This window comes from Amycolatopsis sp. NPDC049253, from assembly GCF_040678995.1.
Classification (GTDB): domain Bacteria; phylum Actinomycetota; class Actinomycetes; order Mycobacteriales; family Pseudonocardiaceae; genus Amycolatopsis.
The window spans coordinates 397,028-417,651 of the sequence record NZ_JBFAQX010000006.1; the positions used below are offsets into that span (position 1 = coordinate 397,028).

At 67.3% G+C, this 20,624-nt stretch carries 22 protein-coding genes and 1 pseudogene; 9 read left to right on the forward strand and 14 right to left on the reverse strand.

Going from position 1 to position 20,624, the window contains the following annotated elements:
* The 3 genes from AB0K15_RS17595 to AB0K15_RS17605 all read left to right on the forward strand — a co-directional run bounded on the left by AB0K15_RS17595 (position 1) and on the right by AB0K15_RS17605 (position 1,756).
* On the forward strand, positions 1–402 hold the full coding sequence (locus AB0K15_RS17595) for a carboxymuconolactone decarboxylase family protein (RefSeq protein ID WP_364050818.1): 402 nt from the start codon (positions 1–3) through the stop codon (positions 400–402).
* Positions 383–1,507, forward strand: coding sequence for a MaoC family dehydratase N-terminal domain-containing protein (locus AB0K15_RS17600; protein ID WP_364050821.1), 1,125 nt, complete (start codon positions 383–385; stop codon positions 1,505–1,507). Before AB0K15_RS17595 ends, AB0K15_RS17600 begins: the two co-directional genes overlap by 20 nt.
* A 72-nt stretch (positions 1,508–1,579) precedes the next feature.
* On the forward strand, positions 1,580–1,756 hold the full coding sequence (locus tag AB0K15_RS17605) for a hypothetical protein (protein ID WP_364050823.1): 177 nt from the start codon (positions 1,580–1,582) through the stop codon (positions 1,754–1,756).
* A gap of 477 nt (positions 1,757–2,233) precedes the next feature.
* Here AB0K15_RS17605 and AB0K15_RS17610 read toward each other — a convergent pair whose 3' ends face one another.
* Both AB0K15_RS17610 and AB0K15_RS17615 read right to left on the reverse strand, forming a co-directional pair.
* On the reverse strand, positions 2,234–2,692 hold the full coding sequence (locus tag AB0K15_RS17610; RefSeq protein WP_364050826.1) for a hypothetical protein: 459 nt from the start codon (positions 2,690–2,692) through the stop codon (positions 2,234–2,236).
* A gap of 96 nt (positions 2,693–2,788) precedes the next feature.
* On the reverse strand, positions 2,789–3,877 hold the full coding sequence (locus AB0K15_RS17615; RefSeq protein ID WP_364050829.1) for an SGNH/GDSL hydrolase family protein: 1,089 nt from the start codon (positions 3,875–3,877) through the stop codon (positions 2,789–2,791).
* A 141-nt stretch (positions 3,878–4,018) separates the two neighbouring features.
* On the opposite strand from AB0K15_RS17615, the gene AB0K15_RS17620 reads away from it, so the two are divergent.
* Positions 4,019–4,612: a phosphoribosylanthranilate isomerase gene (locus tag AB0K15_RS17620; RefSeq protein ID WP_364050832.1), complete on the forward strand. Its 594-nt coding sequence runs from the start codon at positions 4,019–4,021 to the stop codon at positions 4,610–4,612.
* A 48-nt stretch (positions 4,613–4,660) separates the two neighbouring features.
* Here AB0K15_RS17620 and AB0K15_RS17625 read toward each other — a convergent pair whose 3' ends face one another.
* Positions 4,661–6,583 (reverse strand): LamG-like jellyroll fold domain-containing protein, encoded by a 1,923-nt coding sequence (locus tag AB0K15_RS17625; RefSeq protein ID WP_364050835.1) that lies wholly within the window; start codon positions 6,581–6,583, stop codon positions 4,661–4,663.
* 598 nt (positions 6,584–7,181) lie between these two features.
* Here AB0K15_RS17625 and AB0K15_RS17630 point away from each other — a divergent pair.
* A complete protein-coding gene (locus AB0K15_RS17630; protein ID WP_364050838.1) occupies positions 7,182–7,481 on the forward strand; it encodes a DUF5134 domain-containing protein in 300 nt (99 codons plus the stop codon).
* Between the two features lie 360 nt (positions 7,482–7,841).
* Positions 7,842–8,252, forward strand: a complete 411-nt coding sequence (locus tag AB0K15_RS17635) for an Lsr2 family protein (RefSeq protein ID WP_364050841.1) — start codon at positions 7,842–7,844, stop codon at positions 8,250–8,252.
* A 95-nt stretch (positions 8,253–8,347) separates the two neighbouring features.
* Here AB0K15_RS17635 and AB0K15_RS17640 read toward each other — a convergent pair whose 3' ends face one another.
* Genes AB0K15_RS17640 through AB0K15_RS17650 form a run of 3 tightly spaced genes read right to left on the reverse strand, consistent with a single transcriptional unit; the run spans position 8,348 to position 10,370 of the window.
* Positions 8,348–8,857 (reverse strand): carbonic anhydrase, encoded by a 510-nt coding sequence (locus AB0K15_RS17640; protein WP_364050844.1) that lies wholly within the window; start codon positions 8,855–8,857, stop codon positions 8,348–8,350.
* Positions 8,857–9,726, reverse strand: coding sequence for an NAD(P)H-binding protein (locus AB0K15_RS17645; protein WP_364050847.1), 870 nt, complete (start codon positions 9,724–9,726; stop codon positions 8,857–8,859). The genes AB0K15_RS17640 and AB0K15_RS17645 overlap by 1 nt, the downstream gene beginning before the upstream one ends.
* A 23-nt stretch (positions 9,727–9,749) precedes the next feature.
* Positions 9,750–10,370 (reverse strand): SDR family NAD(P)-dependent oxidoreductase, encoded by a 621-nt coding sequence (locus AB0K15_RS17650; RefSeq protein ID WP_364050928.1) that lies wholly within the window; start codon positions 10,368–10,370, stop codon positions 9,750–9,752.
* Between the two features lie 213 nt (positions 10,371–10,583).
* Here AB0K15_RS17650 and AB0K15_RS17655 point away from each other — a divergent pair, with 213 nt between their 5' ends.
* The 3 genes from AB0K15_RS17655 (at position 10,584) to AB0K15_RS17665 (ending at position 12,821) form a co-directional block, all read left to right on the forward strand.
* A complete protein-coding gene (locus AB0K15_RS17655) occupies positions 10,584–11,231 on the forward strand; it encodes a helix-turn-helix domain-containing protein (RefSeq protein ID WP_364050850.1) in 648 nt (215 codons plus the stop codon).
* A 119-nt stretch (positions 11,232–11,350) separates the two neighbouring features.
* Positions 11,351–12,304 carry a glycoside hydrolase family 6 protein gene (locus AB0K15_RS17660; protein ID WP_364050853.1) on the forward strand — a complete coding sequence of 318 codons (954 nt, stop codon included), beginning with the start codon at positions 11,351–11,353 and terminating at the stop codon, positions 12,302–12,304.
* Between the two features lie 97 nt (positions 12,305–12,401).
* Positions 12,402–12,821: an SMI1/KNR4 family protein gene (locus tag AB0K15_RS17665; RefSeq protein WP_364050856.1), complete on the forward strand. Its 420-nt coding sequence runs from the start codon at positions 12,402–12,404 to the stop codon at positions 12,819–12,821.
* Between the two features lie 30 nt (positions 12,822–12,851).
* Here AB0K15_RS17665 and AB0K15_RS17670 read toward each other — a convergent pair whose 3' ends face one another.
* From AB0K15_RS17670 to AB0K15_RS17705, 8 genes and pseudogenes are all read right to left on the reverse strand, one after another.
* Positions 12,852–13,346 (reverse strand): HAD hydrolase-like protein, encoded by a 495-nt coding sequence (locus tag AB0K15_RS17670; protein ID WP_364050859.1) that lies wholly within the window; start codon positions 13,344–13,346, stop codon positions 12,852–12,854.
* 145 nt (positions 13,347–13,491) lie between these two features.
* A pseudogene (locus AB0K15_RS17675) lies at positions 13,492–14,172 on the reverse strand (aldo/keto reductase); the annotation flags it as partial.
* 333 nt (positions 14,173–14,505) lie between these two features.
* The gene (locus tag AB0K15_RS17680) at positions 14,506–14,859 is read right to left on the reverse strand and encodes a hypothetical protein (RefSeq protein ID WP_364050862.1); all 354 of its coding nucleotides are present in this window, start codon (positions 14,857–14,859) and stop codon (positions 14,506–14,508) included.
* Positions 14,860–15,106: 247 nt separating this feature from the next.
* Positions 15,107–16,195, reverse strand: a complete 1,089-nt coding sequence (locus AB0K15_RS17685) for a hypothetical protein (protein ID WP_364050865.1) — start codon at positions 16,193–16,195, stop codon at positions 15,107–15,109.
* A 602-nt stretch (positions 16,196–16,797) separates the two neighbouring features.
* Complete coding sequence (locus tag AB0K15_RS17690) at positions 16,798–17,055, reverse strand: hypothetical protein (protein WP_364050868.1); 258 nt, start codon at positions 17,053–17,055, stop codon at positions 16,798–16,800.
* 237 nt (positions 17,056–17,292) lie between these two features.
* Positions 17,293–18,042 carry a hypothetical protein gene (locus AB0K15_RS17695; protein ID WP_364050871.1) on the reverse strand — a complete coding sequence of 250 codons (750 nt, stop codon included), beginning with the start codon at positions 18,040–18,042 and terminating at the stop codon, positions 17,293–17,295.
* Positions 18,043–18,533: 491 nt separating this feature from the next.
* Positions 18,534–19,517: a UbiA family prenyltransferase gene (locus AB0K15_RS17700; RefSeq protein WP_364050874.1), complete on the reverse strand. Its 984-nt coding sequence runs from the start codon at positions 19,515–19,517 to the stop codon at positions 18,534–18,536.
* Entirely contained in the window at positions 19,514–19,843 is a 330-nt protein-coding gene (locus tag AB0K15_RS17705) for a hypothetical protein (protein ID WP_364050877.1), read from the reverse strand. The genes AB0K15_RS17700 and AB0K15_RS17705 overlap by 4 nt, the downstream gene beginning before the upstream one ends.
* Positions 19,844–20,624 lie beyond the last annotated feature (781 nt).

Here is a 20,624-nt window from a genome sequence, read left to right on the forward strand (position 1 = left end):
ATGACCGCACAAGACAGGTTGCAGCACTACCAGGAGTCGCTGGGCAACATCCCGCCCGCCATCTCGACGATGTTCGCGATGGACGAGGGGTTCGCCGGCGACTACACCGACATCCGCGAGCGGATCTACACCCAGCACGCCGACGGGCTCTCGCTCGCGATGAAGGAGCTGCTGCTGGTCATGTTCGACCTGGCCGTGAGCAACGCCGGCGGTGCCGTCAACCACCTGCGCGCGGCCAAGCGCGCCGGGCTGACCGCCGAGCAGCTGCGCGAGTCGCTGCAGATCGCGTTCCTCGTGCTGGGCGTGTCGGGCTGGGGCAAGGTCGGCTACAAGCTGTGGGCGGCCTGGGAGAACGACTTCGAGGAAGAGGGGGCGAGCACCAATGGCCAGCACGCGTCTTGAGTTCAGCACCGAGATCACCGACGAGATGCTGTCGGAGGCGGCAGCGCTCGAAGGTCAGGAGATCCGCGTCGAGCCGTGGAACAACGAAGCGACGCTGGACACCATCCGCCACTACGCGTGGGGTCTCGGTGACCACAACCCGCTGTTCCACGACGAGCAGTACGCGGCGGCGAGCCCGCACGGTGGCGTGATCGCCCCGCCGACGTTCCTGTACTCCAGCTACGACGGCGCCGTCGGCCTCGGTTTCCCCGGCGTGCAGCCGATCTACGCGGGCACGGAGTGGGTGTTCCACGAGACGATCCACCGCGGTGACCGGATCCTGCCCAAGGCACGGCTGGGAAAGGTGACCGTCCACAGCGGCCGCCACGCGGATCGGTTCGCCATCCAGCGCGTGCACACGGAGTACCGCCGCGAGAGCGACGGGGTGCTGCTGGCCGAGGCGCTGGCCAGCACGTTCCGCGTGCCGCGCGCCGCGGCTTCCGGCGGGCTGTCGTACCAGGCCCGCGACAAGCACGTCTACCGCGACGAGGAGCTGGAGGAGATCCGCCGCTGGGCGACGACCGAGGCACGGCGAGGCACCGAACCGCGCACCCCGGCCGAGGTGCAGGTCGGTGACGTGGTGCCCGAGGTCGTGAAGGGCCCGATCGACCAGATCACCATGACGGCGTACTACGCCGGCTGCATCGGCTCACCCGGCTACAAGGCGGGCGAGATCTCGTGGCTGTACCGCACGTGGGCCGTCGAGGAGCCGGAGCGGCTGCCGAACAACTACGACCCCACGTACTTCAGCGAGCGCGTGCTGCCCAGCCTCGGGCACCAGGACCCCGAGGTGGCCAAGGAGATCGGCATGCCCGGCGCGTACAACAACGGCCCGCAGAAGTGCGGCTGGATGGCGCACCCCGTGCTGAACTGGATGGGTGACGCCGGATCGCTGCGGGAGTTCTCCGTGCGCCTGCGTCGTCCCGACATCTTCGGCGACACCGTCTGGTGCGGCGGCAAGGTGACCGAGGTGCGGGACAACGGTGACGTGCTGATCGCGTTGTCCGCGCGCAACCAGCTCGGCGAGCAGACCGCCGAGGGCAGTGCCCTGGTGCGCCTGAGCTGAGGCCCGGCGGGCGGCGCGGGCGTGCCGCGCCGCCCGGCGGCACCTCGTCGGTCCACCGGGGCGGCGAGCCTGGTGGCGACGGCCTTCTTGCGGCGGACGGACTCCGTCACCAGGAACACCGCCACGAACGACACCGCCGCCATCGGCGCCAGGTACAACGCGATCGCGTTGGCCGTCCGGAACTCGGCGAACAACGACGTCGCGATGATGGGCGCCAGCGCGCCACCGGCGACCGCGCCGATCTGGTAGCCCGCCGAGACACCCGAGTAGCGAACGCGCGCGCCGAACATCGATCCCGCCGACAGATGCTCCAACCGGGTCGAAACCCGCGCCTGCCGCGAACGCACCACGAGCCGGTGCGGGCGCAACGCCTGCGTGACCTCGTCGGGATCACCGCTGGCCGCGAGCACGCGCTGCGAGACGCCGGCGAGGCCGGTCGCGAGCTGCGCTGCTGTCATGCCGCCTCCCGGTGCGTTGCCCCTCAGGACAACATTCCGGCCCGCCGTTGTCCAGCGGACCCGAGGACCAGGACGGCGGTGGCGTTCTTCGCGGAACCGACCCGGCGGTTCTCGGCCGGGAAAACGGCCTGCGCGCTCGCAGAACTCCTTGTCCGAGCACACCGCGAACGAAGGGGCTTCCGGTGTGAACCGGCCCTCGCTTGCGGGTCGCGCTGGCCCCGCCAGTGACGGACCGGCGAATGAGGACTCGGCTGTGTGTTGTGTCGGATCAGAGCTGGTCGTCGTCCGAATCCAGGGCCTGTTCCTTGCGCGGCCGCAGATGCGAGAGGATTTCCTGAGCCTCGTCGCGGACGCCGGCGTCGTCATCGGCGGCGAGCTCGTGCAGCTGGTGGATCAGCCGATCCGCGCCTGCGGTCGCCATCCACTCGGGGTTGCAGTCCAGAGCGGCCACGAGCTCATCTCTGGTCGAGAACTCGACAGCTCGGCTGCTGGCCAGCAGCACGCAGCGCAGGCCGGCGGTGTCCTTGCGTGCGAGCAAGGCCTCCGCGGTCTCCTGGGTGACCGCGGAGTCTCGGAGATCCAAGAGGAGACTGTGGAGGACGTTGGTGATTCCGTCGATCTTGTCCGATGCCGCGAGCCGCCGACCGGCCGATGCGCGAACGGCCCAGTCCGGGGAGTCGGCGTCGCGAACGGCGGCAGTCAGTTCTTGATCGTCGAAGGACACCATGCCCCCAGCCTGCCAAGGATGTCGTCGATCCTCGCGCGACCGCACGCGCTCGGCGAGGCGGCGGGCAGGTCGACGCCGCCGACCCGGTCGCGTCCCTCAGGCGGAGACGACGGCGAACTCCGCCGCGGCGATGTCCGCCGCACCGGCCGCGTTCGGGTGGAAGGCGTCGTTCATCAACCCCGCGCCGGCCGCGGCGGCGTGGCTGCCCCAGCGGTCGAAGAGGTCGAGCACCGGCACGCCGTGGGCGTTCGCCACGTCGTACACGGCGTCGCGGTACGGGGACAAGTCGACCCACGCCGGATCGCCGGGGATCTGTGCCTCGAGGACGACGTCGCAGGTGTTCTCCAGCGCGGACACCATCGTGTCGAGGTTGGCCGCGTACCGGTCCGGCGCGACGGCCGTCTGCTCGTTGGCGTCGTTCGTCATCAACGCGATCAGGGCGAGATCCGGCGACCAGGCCACCACGTGGTTCAGCGCCGAATACGCCGCACCACCCGCGACCCAGTCCGCGGTCGTCGACATCGAGATGCCGAAGTCGCCGATCGTGATGCCGTCGGCCGCTTCGATCCCGATGCTGCCGACCCGCAGTTCACCGGACTCGCCCGCCACGGTGACCGTGACGGTGTGCCGTCCGGCGGCCAGCTTGGGGAGCGCGACGAGGTGTGTCGCCAGGCCGGCCGCACCGCTGAGCCGGACCGGGCCAGGCTCGCCACCGTCGATCGCGATCGTGCACTCGCGCGAGTCCTGCGTGGTGATGACGCGAGCCAGGTAGTCACCGGCCGCCGCGACGAACGCGGTGAGGGTGACGGAGCCGCCGCTCGTCGCGCACGAAGCGAACGTGGTCAGCACGCCCGGCGCGAACTCGGACCAGGACCCGGTGAACGTCAGCCGCGAATCCGCCGTCATCGTCCGCGGGTTCAGGATCACCGACGCGCCCCGCACCGGGAAGCCCCGCGCCGCCAGCAGGCCGCCCATCACCACCGGCGGCGACTGCGTGGCGGGTTGGAGTCCCTGGCCGGCGCTGATGGAGTCGCCGATCTTCGCGTACCTGGCCGAACCGGTCCCGGCGACCGCGGCGGCCCGCTTCCAGCGCCAGCGCCGGATCGACGCGGCGGTCATCCCGTACAGCTGCCGGCCGTCGTCGTATCCACCGGGGTGGGCCTTGCCGAGCGGACCCGTGGCCATCGTGCGAGCTCCTTCGTCGGGCGGAAGTCGAATCATCATCACATCCGCACCGCCGCCCGGGCGTCCGAACCGGCACGCCGGTGATGCCGGTGCGCGCGTGATGCCCGCTCGTCACCGGTCGGCGGAGGTTAGGGTCGGGGTGTGTTCGTGAAGATCTGCGGCCTGAAGACAGCGGCCGACGTGACGTGCGCCGTCGAGGCGGGAGCCGACGCCGTGGGCTTCGTGCTGTGCGAGAGCCCGCGGCAGGTCACCCGGGCCGAGGCCGCGCGGCTCGTGGCGGGCGTGCCCGGCGAAGTGCTCACGGTCGGCGTGTTCAAGGGCGTGGCCGTGGCGCAGGTCCGCGAAGCCGTGGCCAAGACCGGGATCCGGGCCGTCCAGCTGCACGGTTCGGGGTACTCGCAGGCCGATTTCGCGGCGTTGCGCGATCTGCCCGTGCGGCTGATCCGGGCCACGTCACTGCGCTCCGAAGAGGTCCCGGCCGTGGGCGAATACGGCGAGGACCTGCTCCTGCTCGACTCCCCCTCCGCGGGCTCGGGCGAGACCTGGGACTGGTCGGCCGAGACCCCCGACGGCGACTGGCTCCTGGCCGGCGGCCTCACCCCGGACAACGTGGCCGAGGCCGTCGCCACCGTGCGGCCGTGGGGAGTGGACGTCTCCAGCGGCGTCGAGTCCGCCCGCGGCGTCAAGGACCAGGCCCTGATCCGCGCTTTCCTCGCCGCCGCAAGGACTTCCTGACCGAGGACGGCAGCGGGCGGGCGCCGATGACCACCCGCTGCCGGTGGATCAGTGGGTCATGAACTCGTCCAGGCGCAGCGCCCGGTTCACGATGCGGACGTCACCGATCCAGCCGTGGAACACGTTGTCGATCGCGCCGCCGTACTCGTGACCGCCGAGCAGCCAGGTGAGGCCGAGCGTGGCGATGCCGACCGAGTCGGTGAACGGGTTGTCGGCCACCAGCGAGCTTTCGATGTACGCCTTGGTGTGGTGACCGTCGTTGACCACGGCCAGGTGCCACCACTGCTCCTCGGGCATGCCGTGGCTCCAGTTGGTGGTCGGGTAGGTCTGGCTGAGCGGGTAGCAGTTGAACTGCAGCTCACGACCGTTGTTCGTGGTCATGAGCTGGGCCACCGGCTCCTTGGGGTCGGTGTTCTTGCCGTGCTTGCCCGCGTCGCCGGCCGCGCCGCGGCGGACCAGCACCGGCATGTTGCCGTTGTTGCCGCCGTCCCAGTCGCGCGGGATCTTCACGAACGTCTCGATCGTGTAGCCCTGCTTGAACGTCTCGGCGTTCAGCGCCGCCTTCGCCGCCGTGGTGAGGTACGCGCCGTGCAGCGGGTTCTTGCCGCCGACGAACCGCAGGCTGGCGTGGCCCGGCTGGTCCGGGTGGTGGTCGTCGGACCAGGTCAGCGCACCGGGGACCGTGCCGGGCACCGAGGCCAGCGTGAGGTCGTTGCCGTTGCCGGACAGGTCCTTGACCTTCTGGGTCGTGGTGACCGGGCTGCCGGACGCGGCGTGGTTGCCGTCGAAGCGCCAGTACGCGAGCGTGCCGGGCAGCAGGACCTTGTTGGCCGCACGAGCCGCGCGCGTCTTCACCGGGATGAAGCCGGAGAAGCGCTGCTCGAAGTCGAACGGCATCGAGAACCGGTCGACGGCCGTGGTCAGCCGCGACTCCATGACCTCGAGGCGGTTGCGCTTCGCCGGGTCCTTCTCCAGGATCCACGGCGAGATCGTCTCGACGTCGATGGTGTTGCGCTCGAGGTCGAAGTGGTACAGGCGCAGCATGCCGCCACCGCTCATGTAGCGGTTCTGGTAGTTCGTGATGTGCAGGTGCACGTCGTTGCCGGCCGTGTTCTTCTTCGTGATGCGGCCCGAGGGCCAGTAGTGGCCGTTGAGCGTGAGGAAGATCTGGTCGTTGTCCTTGATCAGCGAGTCCCACACGGTCTGGCCGTAGTCGGTGATCTCGGCGTTGTTCTCGGGGTCGCCCGACTCGTACGGGTACACCTCGTCGCCGTAGGTCGGCGCGACGATCTCGTGGCAGGTGAGGATCACCGGCATCTTCGGGTGCGCCTTGATGACCTGGTTCGCCCACGCGAACCCGGCCGCCGACGTCCGCCAGTCCATGGCCAGCAGCAGCCAGTCGCGCCCGGCCGCGTGGAACGTGTGGGCGGTGTTGTAACCGCTCGCGTCCGAGCTGAGGAACGACTTCTGGCCCTTGAACCGCTGCGGGCCCATCGCCTGCAGGTACGGCGTGGTGCCGCGCGTGTCGTCACCGGACACGTCGTGGTTGCCGGCGAGCACGCTGTAAGCGACGTTCGCCTTGTCGAGGATCTTGAACGTCTTGTCGACCGCCTGGAAGGACGTGACGTCGGCGTCCTGCGTCACGTCACCGAGGTGCGCCATGAACACGATGTTGTTGTTCGGGGTGCCGCTGTTCTCGATCACGTACCGGAACGAGGCTTCCTGCGGCTCTGGGTTGATGCTGTTCTGGCTGCCCCAGTAGAGGTACTGGGTGTCCGGCATCACGGCGACGGTGAACTGGAGGCTCTCGCCGTCCGGGTTCCATCTGCCGCTGCCTCTGCTTGCGGTGTTCGCGGTGTCGGCCTCGGCCGGCGCCACGCCGAGCGCACCCAGCGCCGTGGCGCCGACGCCGGCGAGTCCCGCGTTGCGCAGGAAGGACCGTCGGTTCGGGCCCACCTGGTTTTCGCGCATGGTCTACCCCATTCAGGTTTCCAGGGAGAATTCTTCAGCGCCCCGGACGCTATTCACGGCTGTTTGAGCCAACACGAACACCAGGTGGCCTGCTCACGTCGGCTGCCTTACGTCGCGCGCTCTTGAGACGCAGGTCACGGACCGGGGGCCTGAAGGGCAACGGGTCTGCCCTTGCGTTTTCGACAATTCCTGCCTCGTCCGGGGGCATTTCCCGCCGGTTGTCACGAATCGCCACTGTGCGTGGTCTACCGGGTACTCGCTTCGGCGGAAGGAGTCCTCTCGTGCCGGCGTCCGTGTCCTGGCTGCTGACGGCCGCGTTCGCCGCATCGGCGTGGGCTCCGCTCGCACACCTTCGACGTGACGCCGGTCTCTCTCCGGTGGATGTCTCGCCGAAGGAGGTCCACCGTCCTCAGGCGCCGCTCGCCGCGGGTTCATCGTTGCCCGCCAACGCCATCAACTCGTCGCTACCCGCCCACGCCCCACCGCCGCTCCGGTCGCCGACCCGTGCCGACTCCGTGGCCGAACTCGTCCTCTGCGCCGCGATGATCGCCATGACCTCCCCGGTCGGCGCCCCCATCCCGCCGCCGGCTGGCAGGCCGTGCTCCTGCTCACCCTCGGCTGGTCCCTCACGACCCGGCGCCCGCACCACCTCGCCCCCGCCGCGACGATGCTGTTCATGCTCACCGCCATGCCGCACTCCGCGGACGACCACGGTCCGTGGCTCACCATGCCCGCCATGGGTCACGGCTGGTGGACACCCGTAGCGTTCGCCGCGGCCGCGTGGTTCCTCCTCGATGCCGCTCACTCGATCCCGTCGTGGCGCACGGACCCGACCCGCGCGTTGTCGCGCACAGGCATGAGCCTCGGAATGGCGTGCGCACTGGTCGGGTCCGGCTGAGACGGCAATCTCGGCGGAAACCTGTTGCCGTGCCGGTAATGCGCGCGCTCGTGCACTCCACAACTCGACGGCCGGCCGCGCTGCGGCGTGGCAAACCCGGCCCGCTACGCCGAGACTGACCCCACAATGGACAGCTTCGCGTCGGCAGGTACTCCGGCACGACGGAGCGGTTCGAGACCTTCCGGTTACCTTCGGTCGACGTTTCCCGACCCCGGCGACACCGTCACGACCGCACCGGGAGTTTCCCCGACAGTTTCGCCACCTGCATTTCCCCGGCCATTCGATGCTACGATCCCAATCGATCGCCACATTCGTGCGCCTGGTCACGGTCAGCATGCACGCCAATTTCAAGGAGCACTCATGGCCCAGAAGGTTCTCGTCGAAATGCTGGACGACATCGACGGCAGCCCGGCCACCCAGACAGTCCCCTTCGGACTCGACGGTGTCAGCTACGAGATCGACCTGTCCGACGACAACGCGGCCGCCCTGCGCGATGAGCTCGCGCGCTACATCGGTGCGGCCCGCAAGACCGGCGGCCGCAAGGTGCGCGTCGCCGCGGGGCAGCCGACGGCGGCCACCCCGGCCGACCGCGAGCGTTCGCGCACGATCCGCGCGTGGGCCAATGAAAACGGCTACCAGATCTCCGAGCGCGGCCGCATCCCGTCCGACGTCGTGAGCGCCTACGAGCAGGCCGAGCTCGAAGCCGCCAAGCCCGCCGCGCCGGCCCGCAAGCGCCCGGCGCGCAAGAAGGTCGCCGCCGCCAAGAAGTAGTACGGCGAGCCTGCTGACCGAGCTGCCGGCTCGTTGACAACGGACCCCTCGTTTGTCAACGAGCCGGCTCCAGCCGGTCCACAGTGGATGGTCACCTACGGCCCGGCGACGGTTTCCACCAAACCGGTACCGACGTCGTAAACAAGACCCGACACCCGATATCCGGGCAAGCGCGGCTCGGCCCGCAGCAACGCGACGTCCCGAGCCACCGCCGCCCGTGGATCCGCGACGTCGGGCAGCTCCGCCTCGGGCACCTCGAAGTACGGAGCCAGCAGGTCGGGCCGGTTCTGGATCAGGTTGATGCCACAGCCCGTGTGCTGCAGCACGACGACGTTCCACCCTCCGGGACCCGCCCCCGCGGCCGCGGCCACGTGCTGCAACATCACCAGCTGCTCGATCGTGTCCGGCGTGACCCGTCCGCCGACGTTGCGCAGCACCCCGATCTCCCCCGGCTCCGCACCGAGCACGACGGCGGGGTCGACCCGCGGGTCGAAACAGCTGATGACGCTCGTCATCAGGCTCGGCCGCATGATCAGCGTCGGATCGAACCGTGTCTCGGCGAACTTCCGGTTCCGCTCGACGAAAGTGTCCACGACTTCGGTCATCACTCGGCTCCGTTCAGCAGGGCGGCGTGTTTGCGGGCGAACTCGGCGACGGACATCGGCCGCCGCCCGGTGAGCTTTTCAATGGTGTCGTCGGCGCCGCCGAGCCGTCCGGCCCGGTAGTCGATCATGATTCCGCGAATCGACCCGACCAGGTACCCGGGCACGCCGAACGCGGCGATCGCGGCCACGAACTCGTCCAGGTCACCGTCCTCGTAGACGATCTCCCGGCCCAGCGCGGCGGACAGCTCGGCCGCCATCTGCGCCTGGCCGAGTTCGGCCGGACCGGACAGCGGGATCGTCCGGCCGATGTGGACTCCCGGCTCCTTCAGCAGCGCGGCGATCGCGCGTCCCACGTCCTCGGTGCCGACGATCGACGACGTGCCCGCACCCGCGGGCATGCGCAGCTTTCCCTTGCGCAGGTTCGGCAGGATCCACGGGTAGCGGAACCATTCGAGGAACATCGTCGGGCGCAGGTGGACGACGTCCACCCCGGACCAGGTGAACACCTCCTGCGACAGGAACGTCTCCCGCGTCGAGATCCCCGTGGACTCACGGCCGGTGTTGCGCTGCGAGAGGTTGAGGACGGTCGGACCGCCGGTTTCCTTCACCGCCTGGGCGAAGTTGACCGTCGCCTGGATCAGGCCCGGCCGCATCGGGTGGACGAAATACGCGGCGTTCGTGCCCTCGAGCGCCGGCCGCAGCGTGGTGACGTCCTGGAAGTCACCGACGACGACCTCCGCCCCCTCGTCGGTCAGCGCCCGCGCGCGGTCGTCGAGCGTGCGCACCATCGCCCGCACGGTCAGTCCCAGCGCCAAGGCCTCGCGGACGGCGGCCCCTCCAGTGCCGCCGGTCGCTCCCGTGACGAGCACTCTTCTGTCCGAAGTGGACATTGTCAGGCCCCGGCCAGCGCCGGATAGAGGGCGGTGACGTCGGCCGCGAGTCCGGCGTGGACCTTTTTCGTCATCTCGTCGACGAGGACCTCGTGCTCGCCCGCTTCGAGGGCGTCGAAAATCGCGCTGACGACGCCGGCCGGCTTGTTCATGCCGCTGGTGTCGTTGCCGGCCTGCATCGGGGTGTCGGTCGGGCCGAAGTACGCGCCGAGGACCTGCACGCCGGCGGGTGCGAGCTCGAGCCGCAGGGCGTTCGTGGCCATCCACTGGCCGGCCTTGGAAACGCTGTGCGCCTTGCCGATGGCAAACCAGCTCAGCACCGACCCCACGTTGAGCAGCGCACCCTTGGCCGTGCGCAGCGCCGGCGCCAGCTCGCGGGTCAGGACGAGCGGACCCAGCAGGTTCGCCTCGAACACCTCCTCGATCTCCTCGATCGGGGCGGTCAACAGCTCGTTGTGCGGGAAGATCGCCGCGTTGTTGACGAGAATCGTGGTGTCACCGAGCTTGCCCGCGGCTCGCGCGATCGAGCCCCGGTCGGTCAGATCCAGGTCGACGGTCACGACCCGCTCGTCACCCCACTCCTTCGCCTTGCGGGCCGCCGCATACCCGGGCCGCGCCCCGATCCAGCGCGGCCCGGACGAACGCGGACCCGAGCCCGCCGTTCGCGCCCGTCACGCACACTGTCGCGTTCTGCAGAGCAGTCATCGTTGGTCCCCTTCAGTTCCGTGGCCCCTTCGCGGCCACGCCGAGGACGCTAACCCCCTTACTTCATTTTTGCAAGCATGATGCATTCCCAGAATCTCAGTCTCATCCAGGGACGGTGCTACACTTAACACATGAAACGGCGCGATTTCGGGCAGTACTGCGGCCTCGCGCGAGCCCTTGAGCTCGTCGGCGAACGATGGGGGCTGCTGATCATCCGCGACCTGGCCATCCACCCGCGCCGCTACACCGATCTCCTCGACGGCCTGCCCGGCATCCCGTCCAACGTGCTGGCCACGCGGCTGAAAGAGTTCGAACAGTCCGGCATCGTCGAACGCCAGATCGCCCCGTCCCCCCGCCGCGGCGTCGTCTACGCCCTCACCCCGCTCGGCCACGAGCTCGAACCCGCGATCCACGCCCTGGGCCGCTGGGGCACCACCCAGCTCGGCGAGCCCCGCCCCGGCGATATCGTCACGCCCGAGTCCCTCGCCATGTCCCTGCGCGCCGCCTTCGACCCCTCCGCCGCCACCGACATCACGGCGTCCTGGGAAATCCACACCCCCGACTTCGTCGTCCACGCCACCCTCACCGACGGCAAACTCGACGCCGGCACCGGCCCCACCCCCGCCGGCGCGGACCTCGTGATCACCCTCCAGCCCGAAGAACTGCCGTCCTACCTGGAGCTGGTGCAGGCCATCAAGTGCGGCCTGGTGAAGATCTCGGGGCCGCGCAAGCTTCTGGACACCTTCACGCGAGTCTTCGCCAGTCGCGGCCCGATGTAGTCCAGGCCGTACAACGATTCCTCGCCCATTCCGAGGCCACAGTGGACAAACACGAACCACGCGTCGCCGCTCGCCAAGCGTCCAAACCGGACTCGAGCAGAACCGAGCGCGAAGGCAAAGTGGCCACGACCCGGCTCAGTCGTCCCGCCGGTTTGTGGACGGTGCTCCTCACCGTTGTGCTGCTGGCAGCTTGCGCGGCACCCGCCGGCACCCACGATCCGACGATCACCTCCAACCCGAAGCCGCTGCTGAGCGAGACCAGGTTCTACACCGACCCGGAGAATCCGGCAGCCGCCTGGTTGCGGACAGCCGCACCTTCGGATCCCGCTGCGACCCTCGTTCGAACCCGGATTGCCGGCCACGTCGTCGGCCACCCGATCAACGTCGCGACCGACCAGGTCGCCGCCGAGACCAGCCGATACGTCCAGTCCGCCGCAGCAAACCACGCCACGCCGGTCCTCCTCGCGGAAAGCGACAGCTCCGGCGCTTGCACGCCCGAGGTCCGGCACCGCTGGTTCGACGCCCTCGCGCGCGGGATTTCCGGCGCCCCCGCACTGGTCGTCATCAGGGGCGGGAGCGCCTGCCCAGCCACCCGCGCCGCCATCCTCGCCGACGGTGTCCGCGCCCTCGCAGCCCCCAGCACGCTCCTCCTGCTCGACGCCACCGACATCGCCACCCCGCAGAACGCGGTGTCCCTGCTCACCGCCTCCGACATCCGCGACACCCTTGGCTTCACCCTCAACATCGGCGGATACACGCCCGATCCCGCCATCGCCGCCACCGCCAAGACCATCCGCTCCGGCCTGCAAGCCACAACCGGCCGCAACGACCTGCTCTACCTCGTCGACACCAGCCACAACGGTGGCACCACGACCACCGACTGCAACCCCACCGGCGCCCGCATCGGCCCGAACATCACCCTCAGCCCAGACCCCAGCAAGGCACAGAACCTCTGGCTCACCACACCAGGCGCATCCGACGGCGCCTGCGGCATCGCTCCCCACAGCCGCGCCGGCGTCTTCGAGCCCGAACTTGCCCGCGCGTTGACCGCGGGCTGGGCACCCTCGCGCTGAAGCCCTCCCCGTGCCCGGAGGGCTGAGGCTCAGCCGCAAGGATGTCAAGCGGCACAAGGCCTACGGGCGGAGATTGCGGGCATGACGCGATCGCACGGTGATCGACTGGACAAGCGTGCTCAAGCCGGAACCGCACAACCTGCGCCTCAGGTCTGGTGCATCCGCCGGCCGACTAGCGGTACTCGATCGGGCGTTGGGGACTGCGGTGCCGCCGCAGCTCCGGGATCTGCTGGCGTTCAGCGACGGCTTCGAAGACCTCACCGGACAGTGGGAATGCGCCTGGTCTTGCCGGCGTCTGGCCACCGAGAACACGCAAGCCTGGCAGTCGACGACGCTCCCTCGTGCCCTGCTCGCCTTCGGCGACGACGGCGCTGGAACCTGCTTCTGTGTTCACACCGACCCCAACGACCACCGGGTCGCCCGCTGGTCCTGGATCGGACAGGACAGCGAGGCCACCTACACCGACCTGCCCACGTTCTGGCACGCCTGGCTGCACACCCAGGCCGAACCCGGCTGACGCTCAACGTCACAGTCAACCTAGGAAATGTCACTCCTCGTCTGACCACGTCGGGCAAGCGTCATCTGGCTCAAGACAACCGTCGGGGCTCGTTCGGCGGTCAACGATGCCGTCCGGCGAGAGGTCCGCGAACTGTTGACACTTCCCAGGCCAGTGGGCGAATGCGATCACCTTCGTGCCGTCTGATCGCGCGGCTTCGACGTCGGCCGCCGAGTCCCCGATCATCACAAATTCGCCGGGCATGGTCTCTGCCCCGTCCATCGCTCTCACGAGGAGGAACGGGACGGCTTCAGCTCGCATCGCCCGAAGGCCAGCCGGCCGGGGTTCGAACCAGCACTGGGTCGCTTTTCGGTCCGAATCGGCGACGGGTGAGCGTCGTCGGGCGTTGTCTGCCCTCACCAGCCGCGTTGCGCCTTCGAGCTCAAGTCTCCTGCAGTCTTGCCGGTCGTCTTTGGACGGTGGCGGCGATTGCGGGGCATGAGTGGGGCTGTTGATCTTGTCGTACGAACTGTGGCACAAACCCATCGAAAATTCGTCCAGGCCGGCCGCTCGTTCTGGTCTTTCTCGGGGGGCCGGAAGGACTCCGCGCCGGCCGCCGAGGGCGCCAGCACCTCTTGTTCGCCGGGCACCGAGTCACCGGCAGGCCGGACTTCCGCTGGACCCGCCTCGTTCAGGCGGCGGAGCGCTCGGCGACCGGCCGGCGGCGCAGGCTCACGCTCGAGACGGCCGGCGGCGTGTAGGCGACGTCGTTGGGGCCGGCGTCGGTACCGGGCGGAGCGATCTCGTCGATCCGGTCGAGGACCTCGTCGTCCAGGGTGACGTCGGCGCTGGCCAGCAGGTCGTCGAGCTGTTCCATGGTGCGCGGCCCGATGATCGCCGAGGTGACGCCCGGGTGGGCGATCGCGAACGCCATCGCGAGGTGGGTCATCGGCAGGCCGGCCTTCTCGGCGAGCGGGATGAGCTGTTCGACCACGTCGAGCTTGCGCTCGTCGCCGAAGTGCTGCGGCATGGCGCCGGACCGGTGGGTGTCGATCTGGTGGCCCTTGCGGAATCGGCCGGTGAGCAGGCCCTGGCCCAGCGGGCTCCAGACCAGCGTGCCCATCCCGTAGCGCCGGCAGACCGGCAGGACCTCGCGTTCGATGCTCCGGTTGACGATCGAGTACGGCGGCTGCTCGGTCCGGAAGCGTTCGAGACCGCGCCGCTCGGCGACCCACTGCGCCTCGACGATCTCCGAGGCCGGGAAGGACGACGCACCGATCGCCCGCACCTTGCCGCTGTGGATCAGGTCGGACAGGGCCGACAGGGTCTCCTCCACGTCGATCGTCGGGTCGGGGCGGTGGACCTGGTAGAGCCCTCACCACGAGTGAACCGCGCGCGATCACCGCCATTACGCCGAATCCTCCGCTTGCCACACCGAACCACCCGCCTGAGGGACCCACCGCCGGGAACCATCGGTCGGCTGCCTGCCGCACCTCACCCGCCCGGGTGGTTCCACCGTCCGCAGTGTCATGTCGGCGTTCGCCAGGCGTTTCCCCGCCGAAGGATCAGGCAAGGTCACCAGCCACAGCTGACGGGGCGTGCCTGCGCGTCCCCCTTATTCGTCGGGGGCAAGGAGACGCGTTTGTTGCCCTCACGCCGTCGCCAGGGAGGAGCAGCTGCAACCACCCCCGTGTACTGCGCATGATCACTGCGCCACCGTTACTGTCCGCGAGAGGTCACGTTTCTCCTGCGACGTTGCCAGAGAGAAGGGCTTCACGTGTGCACTGACCACCACGTTCTGCGCGACGCCGACGGACCCAGCCACGAGCTCTTGCGGGTTCTGGCCGCGCAGATCAAGGTGCTCGCTGCGATCCTCGCCGTTTCCCCGAGTACCGCCGAGATCCCGATCATGATGACCGTGCTCGCCCACACGACCGCCCGCGCCCGCCCGTTTCTCGATGCCCACGAGCCGCGCGTTTCCGTGCTCCTCGGCCAAGCCCAGCAACTGGCGGTGGAAATGCGCGATGACGCGGCCCGTTCCGATCTCGTCGCCGCGCACGGCCATCTCCTCGCCGTGCTACGTCACATCAGCAACAATCCAGGCGGAGATGTTCGAACCTGACCCCATCGCTGCGGTGCAGACTTATCGAGACGCTGTGACCCCGGACCAGACAGTGAAGGACCGTTGCCAGCGCCAAGACATCGCGTACGTGCCATACAGGCCGTTCAACAGCGGTGCGCTCTTCAGGCGCCACACGCCATTCCCACCAGATACGACCGCTACGCCAAACCACTTCTGCGCGCTCTTAGCATCGCGGATTCGCGTGGGGCGGAAGAGGTAAGGCGTCGAGCAGGTCCCACCACCAGGAGATGGGCTCGGCGGGATACGGTTGGTTCAGGTCGGAGTCCGCGGTCGGCGTGTCGGCTAGCGTGGTGGGCAGACCGGCGGCGCTGTTGTGGCCCGTGTATCGGCGGGCTTCCAGGGACCATTCGTGTTGGCCTCGCAGCCACGCGTCGCTGGTGCTGAGCCAACGCCGCAGTTCGGTGCCGGCAAGTGCCTCGATCTGGGTCCTCAGGGTGAGGTACAGGCGCATGGTCCGGTCGTGTAAGAGCACCACCTCCGCCACGGCTTCCTCGACGGCACACCCGCGCTCAGCCATCACGATGTCGACGAAGTTTTGCCGATCACTCGTGCCGGCCACAGCTTCCTTGTGGTAGGAGACCAGGTCGTTTTCGGCGCAGATGATGAGGCTGAACGCTTCGGCGTAGACCCAGGCAGCGGAGCTGGTCCAGTCACGCTCGGGGAGCACGTAGCCGCCGATGACGTCGTGGATGGCCGTGAACGGTTTGATCCCTCCGGATTCGGTTCGGACCAGGAGGTAGTCGTTCAGCGAGGGCACCACGCCGGCCGATCGATTGTGAGCCAACAAGGTCTGGGTCAGCAGGTACGTGCGCATGGTGGCGACCCAGCGTGCGACCTGTACGGGGTGGGCCAGCTCGTCGAGCCGGAGGCGGAGGTCGCGCAACCCGGACGCGATGGGCGTGAGGCCGGTGGTGTGGGCGTGCGGTGTGTTCACGACCCACTGGAGCTGGGTCATGATTCGGCACAGGTCCGCGGGGTGTTTCACGAGCGGGCCCTCGTCGCAGTACGAATCGTCGATGGCGAACAGCAGCGATACGAAGTCGGTGGCCCAGCGGAGTCGTTCCGGGTCGGCGACGGGATAGCCGCGCGCGGCGAGCCCCTCTGGGCAGCTCGCCCGCATCCGTGCTCGCTCCCGAGGGCTCGCGCAGATCCGGTGGTGGTCGAGCCAGTCGACGTTCTCTCGGGCGGCACGTTCTTGGCCAGGGTTGATCGCCGAGGGAAACGGTGCCCAGAGGGCAGGGATGACCGGCACGGCGGTCGATGATGAACTTGGCATGGCTGCCCTCCTGTACGAACAGGTCCTCAAGCTCACGAGGACGACAAGGAATCAACGGCACCCGGGTAGTGCATGGCAGCGCGGGTATCACACGGGAGCTCACATCGCGTCGCACGGTCACAACGGGCCCAGGTCCTAGAAAGGATAGGTCTGGTTGGCCCCGGAATTCTGACATCGCGGCGGTGATCACGCGTCCGTGTGCGTTCTTCCCACGTTTCGCGCAACGGGTCACCCGAGCTTCGTGAACCGCAGCCACCAGATGGAATCCGAACGTTGGTTCTGGTAATCCCATCGGGTAGCGTGATGCTAACAGGGTGTCATATTGGCGTTCCGCTAAAGAATTTGTACTCCGCAGACCGCTTCCTGGCTCCAGTGAGGAGATGCGGGAGGGATCTTTTTGATGATGTTCACCAGCAGTGACGATTCTCATGCTTCCGTGACTCCATCGAGTTTGCGAATTTTAACCCGACTGTGTCCAGGTGTATGGCGGTCATCGGGTATGACGATTCGTTCGTCAACGACCTGTACATCCGCCCCTGCCGAAAGGTGGCTGGAAGGCTCGTGCATGCACAAGGTTGCTAGCTGATCGTGGACGCAGTTCTAATGCCGGTGGACAGCGTTTCAGCGATGAGTTCGACCACGAGGCGCTGCTCGACCTGCGGCTCGGTGCTCAGCCAGGCCATTGCGCCTCCAATTATCGCTGCTGCCTGAGCATGGGCAAATATTTCAAACCTCAGGTCGGTAGGAAGTGTCTCACGGATAGCCTGAGCGACATCGGGGATTAGTCGTTCCTGAATTGCGCCAGGATTCGACCCTGCTAGATCGAAGATGGACACAACAATCATGCGAACCCGAGATTCGGGCGAGTCGAGGAGGCGAGGGCCGTGAAGCACGGCCGCGACCAGTGTTCGGTGTGTTCGGTCGAGGGCCATAGGAGATCTCCCATCTGTTTTTGGGCGAATATGGCGACGAAGGAGTCGGGCTCGCGTCATTATTAGTTTCGATGGCGCGGCCAGTGCAATCCGGCGTTTGGCTATTATGCGGAGTTACTGTCGGGCTCACGACGCGGTCGGCTAGCCGACTCGCTGGCTCAAAAATGTCGACGGGCTGATACCTCGTTTATGCGCCTTTCGGGCTTTCCAGAGGAGGTAGAGGAATATGCTGTCAAGGATGATGGACAAAGTCCCCAGTGTGTTCAAGAAGTAGTTTTCGGTGTAGTGAAAGAAGAAGAACACGGCGACCAGGGCGGTGCCGAGGCTTCGGAGCCATGCAAAGTGTGTCGAGAAGTTCTCGGCGGTGGTGGAGCCCAGCAGGAGCAGGATGCAGAAAACGCTGATGAATTGCTGTGCCATGTAGGCGGAGGTGGCTCCGACTGGGGTGTCGTATCCACCGTGGACGAATGAACTGTAGATCACTGTGAAGATCGGGACGGCGATAAAGCACAGCGGGGTGAAAATCCGTTTGAAGACCGGGTTGCCGGTCTGCTTTCGTCCGTGCCTGAGCAGGAGCCAGAAGATGAACAGGTCGAGGAACAGCCAGATCTTGTAGATGATGGCGGGTATCAGGCCCATGTCTGTGGTGTAGAAGGCTGCCCAGGTGATTTCCCAGGCGAGGTCGCTGCAGATCGCGATGGCGGGTAGTTCGATGTATTTTTTGCGGTGGCTGTTGCGGATGAGCAGTCCGTAGGCAAATACCCAGAGGAGGCATCCGGACACGAACAAGACGAGTTCGAAGCCGGTGTAGGGAACGCAGTTCTTGTCTACGAAGTTGATGAGGTGGCTGGGATCGTTGCTAGTGTTGCCCGGGCAGATGGTCGGTGTCACTTGTTTCTCCTCGCGGGTACCGTTATGTGCCAGGTCGGTGTCTCGATGAGTTCGGCCGAGCGGGCGCGCAGCCTTGTGCAGCGGGCAGTGAATGGGGTTGGGGCTGCAATCTGGCGCGCGGTTATTCGGTGTGAGTTGGGTCAGCGCCGTGTGGTCGACGTGCGGGACCTCGAGGCCTCGTGGAGGCCCTGGATCTGAGGATGACGTCTATCGCGCGGACGCTGGGCTGGTGTGGAGGTGGACCAGCCCTGGGTTACCAGTCGCCTGTGCGTAACCGTGGGCCATTCCGACGGAAACTGGCGCTTTCCGGCCGAGTGCGTACTGGAGCGCCTGGCGTAGCGATGCAGAAAGGAAAACCTCGGTCGATGTGTGGATTGCCCGACCGTGGCGTTCATCCATCGTCCTCGCATGAGATATCCGACTGCCTTGCGGATATTGGCCAGGGTCTGGCTACCTGGCTCGGGGGTGGGCGCCGATCGGGTGGAAGTGATCTACGGCGCGACGGCGCTGACTGAGGAGTCTGGTGGGGCGATCTCATGTTGATGTCTCAGGAGCTTTTGGAGCAGGAAGCTGACGATCACGATCGGGGTGAGCAGGGCCGCCGTGATCCACGGACCGAGCCCCAAGGAGATTGTGGCCGCCGTGATGAGGATGCGTTCGATGACGAAGACCTCGTGCGCTCGCAAGGCTGTCGGCGCGGGAAGGGGGCGCGGAGCGAACCAGATGATGTCCAGGGCGTGTACCCCCAGGCAGCTGGCGGCCCCGAGAAGCAGCGCATAGATACTCAGACCGTCGCGTGTTCCGATCGCCGCGGCGATGGCCGCAACGATGGCGAAACAGTAGAGGAAGGCCGCCACCCGGAGAGCCGCTGAGGTACCTCTGCGGACGGGAAGTGTGTGGTAGCCGCCGGCCCTGTCGCCGTCGACATCCCGCAGCGCTCCGATGAGGTTGGTGGCGGCGTCGTGGGCCCAGAACATCGCGGCGAAAAAGATGATCTGCCACAGTGCGGCACCGACGGAGGTCATCGTTCCGTAAACGAAGGCCATCGCGGTGAGGAGGCCACGCACCAGATTGCCCGCAAGGCCACGTGCCTTGAAAGCGCCGCTGTACACGACGACACCGAGGGTGATTCCCGCCGCCGGCCAGGCCAGCGGCAGGGCAGTCAGCAGCGAGACCAGCCAAAAACCAGCGAAGCAGGCGACTGCGCACACCAGTGCGGCTCGAGGGGTGAGCCGGCCTGAGGGGATGGGTCTTTGTGGCTTGGCCAGAGCGTCCAGATGCCGGTCGAGGTAGTCCCCGAGATAGTGGGCGCCAAGCCAGGCAAGCAGGGGACCACCCACGGCCGTCGCGACACTGTGGCGGGGTTCTCCGATGGCAGCCCCGGCCAGCCCCACCAGGCCGGGAAAAGCCAGGGTGTACGGCCGCCAGGTCTCGACATGAGCCCTGAGTACAGTGGCGAAACGCTCGCTGCTCATGGCTCGGCCTTGGCATTGTCCAGAATGGACGCGGACCGTTCGTCGTAGCCGAGGAGGACTGGATCGAAGCCGTTCTCCCGCAACGCGGAGACGAAGACGTCCTCCCGGTCGTTGAAGAGCGCGTACGAAAAGGCCTTCCCCACCCCGAATCCATCGGCGGGGATCACCGGTCGTCTGACGTGCTCTCGATCCGGCGAACCGTAAAAGACGCAGGCGGTACGTCCCTCCGCGAGCGGCCACACCGCATCCCATGGGTTCTCATGCGGGTACGAGGCCTGGGTTCTGGGCATCAGGGGGTCCCGCACATTGACGACCCGTGTGGACATGTTCTGGCGGCTCCTCTGCCTCGATATTTGTTTCACCCCAGTAATTCTTGGCCCCGGCGGCAGCATGCAACACCGCCGACCGAGGGCGCACTCCCAGCACGGTAGAGTTACCTCTCGGATACGGTCGAATACTGGCAGTGGTCACTGCTGGAAGACATACGTCCAGTCGGTCGAAACCGCGGAACCATCAGCACAATGGCGGCGACCACGAGGCCGGCCGGGCGGCGACCCCATATGCTCCAGCCTGATCCGCACGGCCGCCGCACCAAAGCGATCGCCGCGCGGAGGGAGATGCGCAGCGCCAAGGCCGGGATGCGGATGCTGGTCGCTTGCGTGAAAGCGTGGTGATCGGCTGTGACTGGGTGATGATCTTGGCTTGTAAGTGATTCGTCGTCCTCGGTTGGTGGCCGACGAGCTGCGGGTGATCGAGTGGAAGGCCCGCACTGCTGCATCGAAGGCCACCTCGCCCGCGCCGAGCTCACCGTCATCTCAGGCCAACGCGAGAGAAGGAGCTGACGGGCATCAACCTGCCGGAACGGCTAACATCAACTTGCACCGCGCTGAATCTCACGAGTATGTCGTTTACGACATTCGAATGACAAAGTCCGTGAGATTGCGACGTCAACCGTGGGACCCTACACGGGCTGCAGGGTCTCGCAGCCGGTGACATGTGGGGCTTGTCTGACTGACGTGACCCCGTTGGCTTGGTCCAGGGTGAGTGTGAGTCTTGCGGCCCACGTTGTGGGCGGGAAGGCTCGAACCGATGAGCACCAGGAAACGA

Excerpts from the sequence above, each read along its gene's own strand:
- AB0K15_RS17595 (WP_364050818.1), top strand. The coding sequence starts at position 1 with ATGACCGCACAAGACAGGTTGCAGCACTACCAGGAGTCGCTGGGCAAC.
- AB0K15_RS17600 (WP_364050821.1), top strand. The coding sequence starts at position 383 with ATGGCCAGCACGCGTCTTGAGTTCAGCACCGAGATCACCGACGAGATG.
- AB0K15_RS17610 (WP_364050826.1), bottom strand. The coding sequence starts at position 2,692 with ATGGTGTCCTTCGACGATCAAGAACTGACTGCCGCCGTTCGCGACGCC.
- AB0K15_RS17615 (WP_364050829.1), bottom strand. The coding sequence starts at position 3,877 with ATGGCCACGGGTCCGCTCGGCAAGGCCCACCCCGGTGGATACGACGAC.
- AB0K15_RS17625 (WP_364050835.1), bottom strand. The coding sequence starts at position 6,583 with ATGCGCGAAAACCAGGTGGGCCCGAACCGACGGTCCTTCCTGCGCAAC.
- AB0K15_RS17635 (WP_364050841.1), top strand. The coding sequence starts at position 7,842 with ATGGCCCAGAAGGTTCTCGTCGAAATGCTGGACGACATCGACGGCAGC.
- AB0K15_RS17640 (WP_364050844.1), bottom strand. The coding sequence starts at position 8,857 with ATGACCGAAGTCGTGGACACTTTCGTCGAGCGGAACCGGAAGTTCGCC.
- AB0K15_RS17655 (WP_364050850.1), top strand. The coding sequence starts at position 10,584 with ATGAAACGGCGCGATTTCGGGCAGTACTGCGGCCTCGCGCGAGCCCTT.
- AB0K15_RS17670 (WP_364050859.1), bottom strand. The coding sequence starts at position 13,346 with ATGGGTTTGTGCCACAGTTCGTACGACAAGATCAACAGCCCCACTCAT.
- AB0K15_RS17700 (WP_364050874.1), bottom strand. The coding sequence starts at position 19,517 with ATGAGCAGCGAGCGTTTCGCCACTGTACTCAGGGCTCATGTCGAGACC.
- AB0K15_RS17705 (WP_364050877.1), bottom strand. The coding sequence starts at position 19,843 with ATGTCCACACGGGTCGTCAATGTGCGGGACCCCCTGATGCCCAGAACC.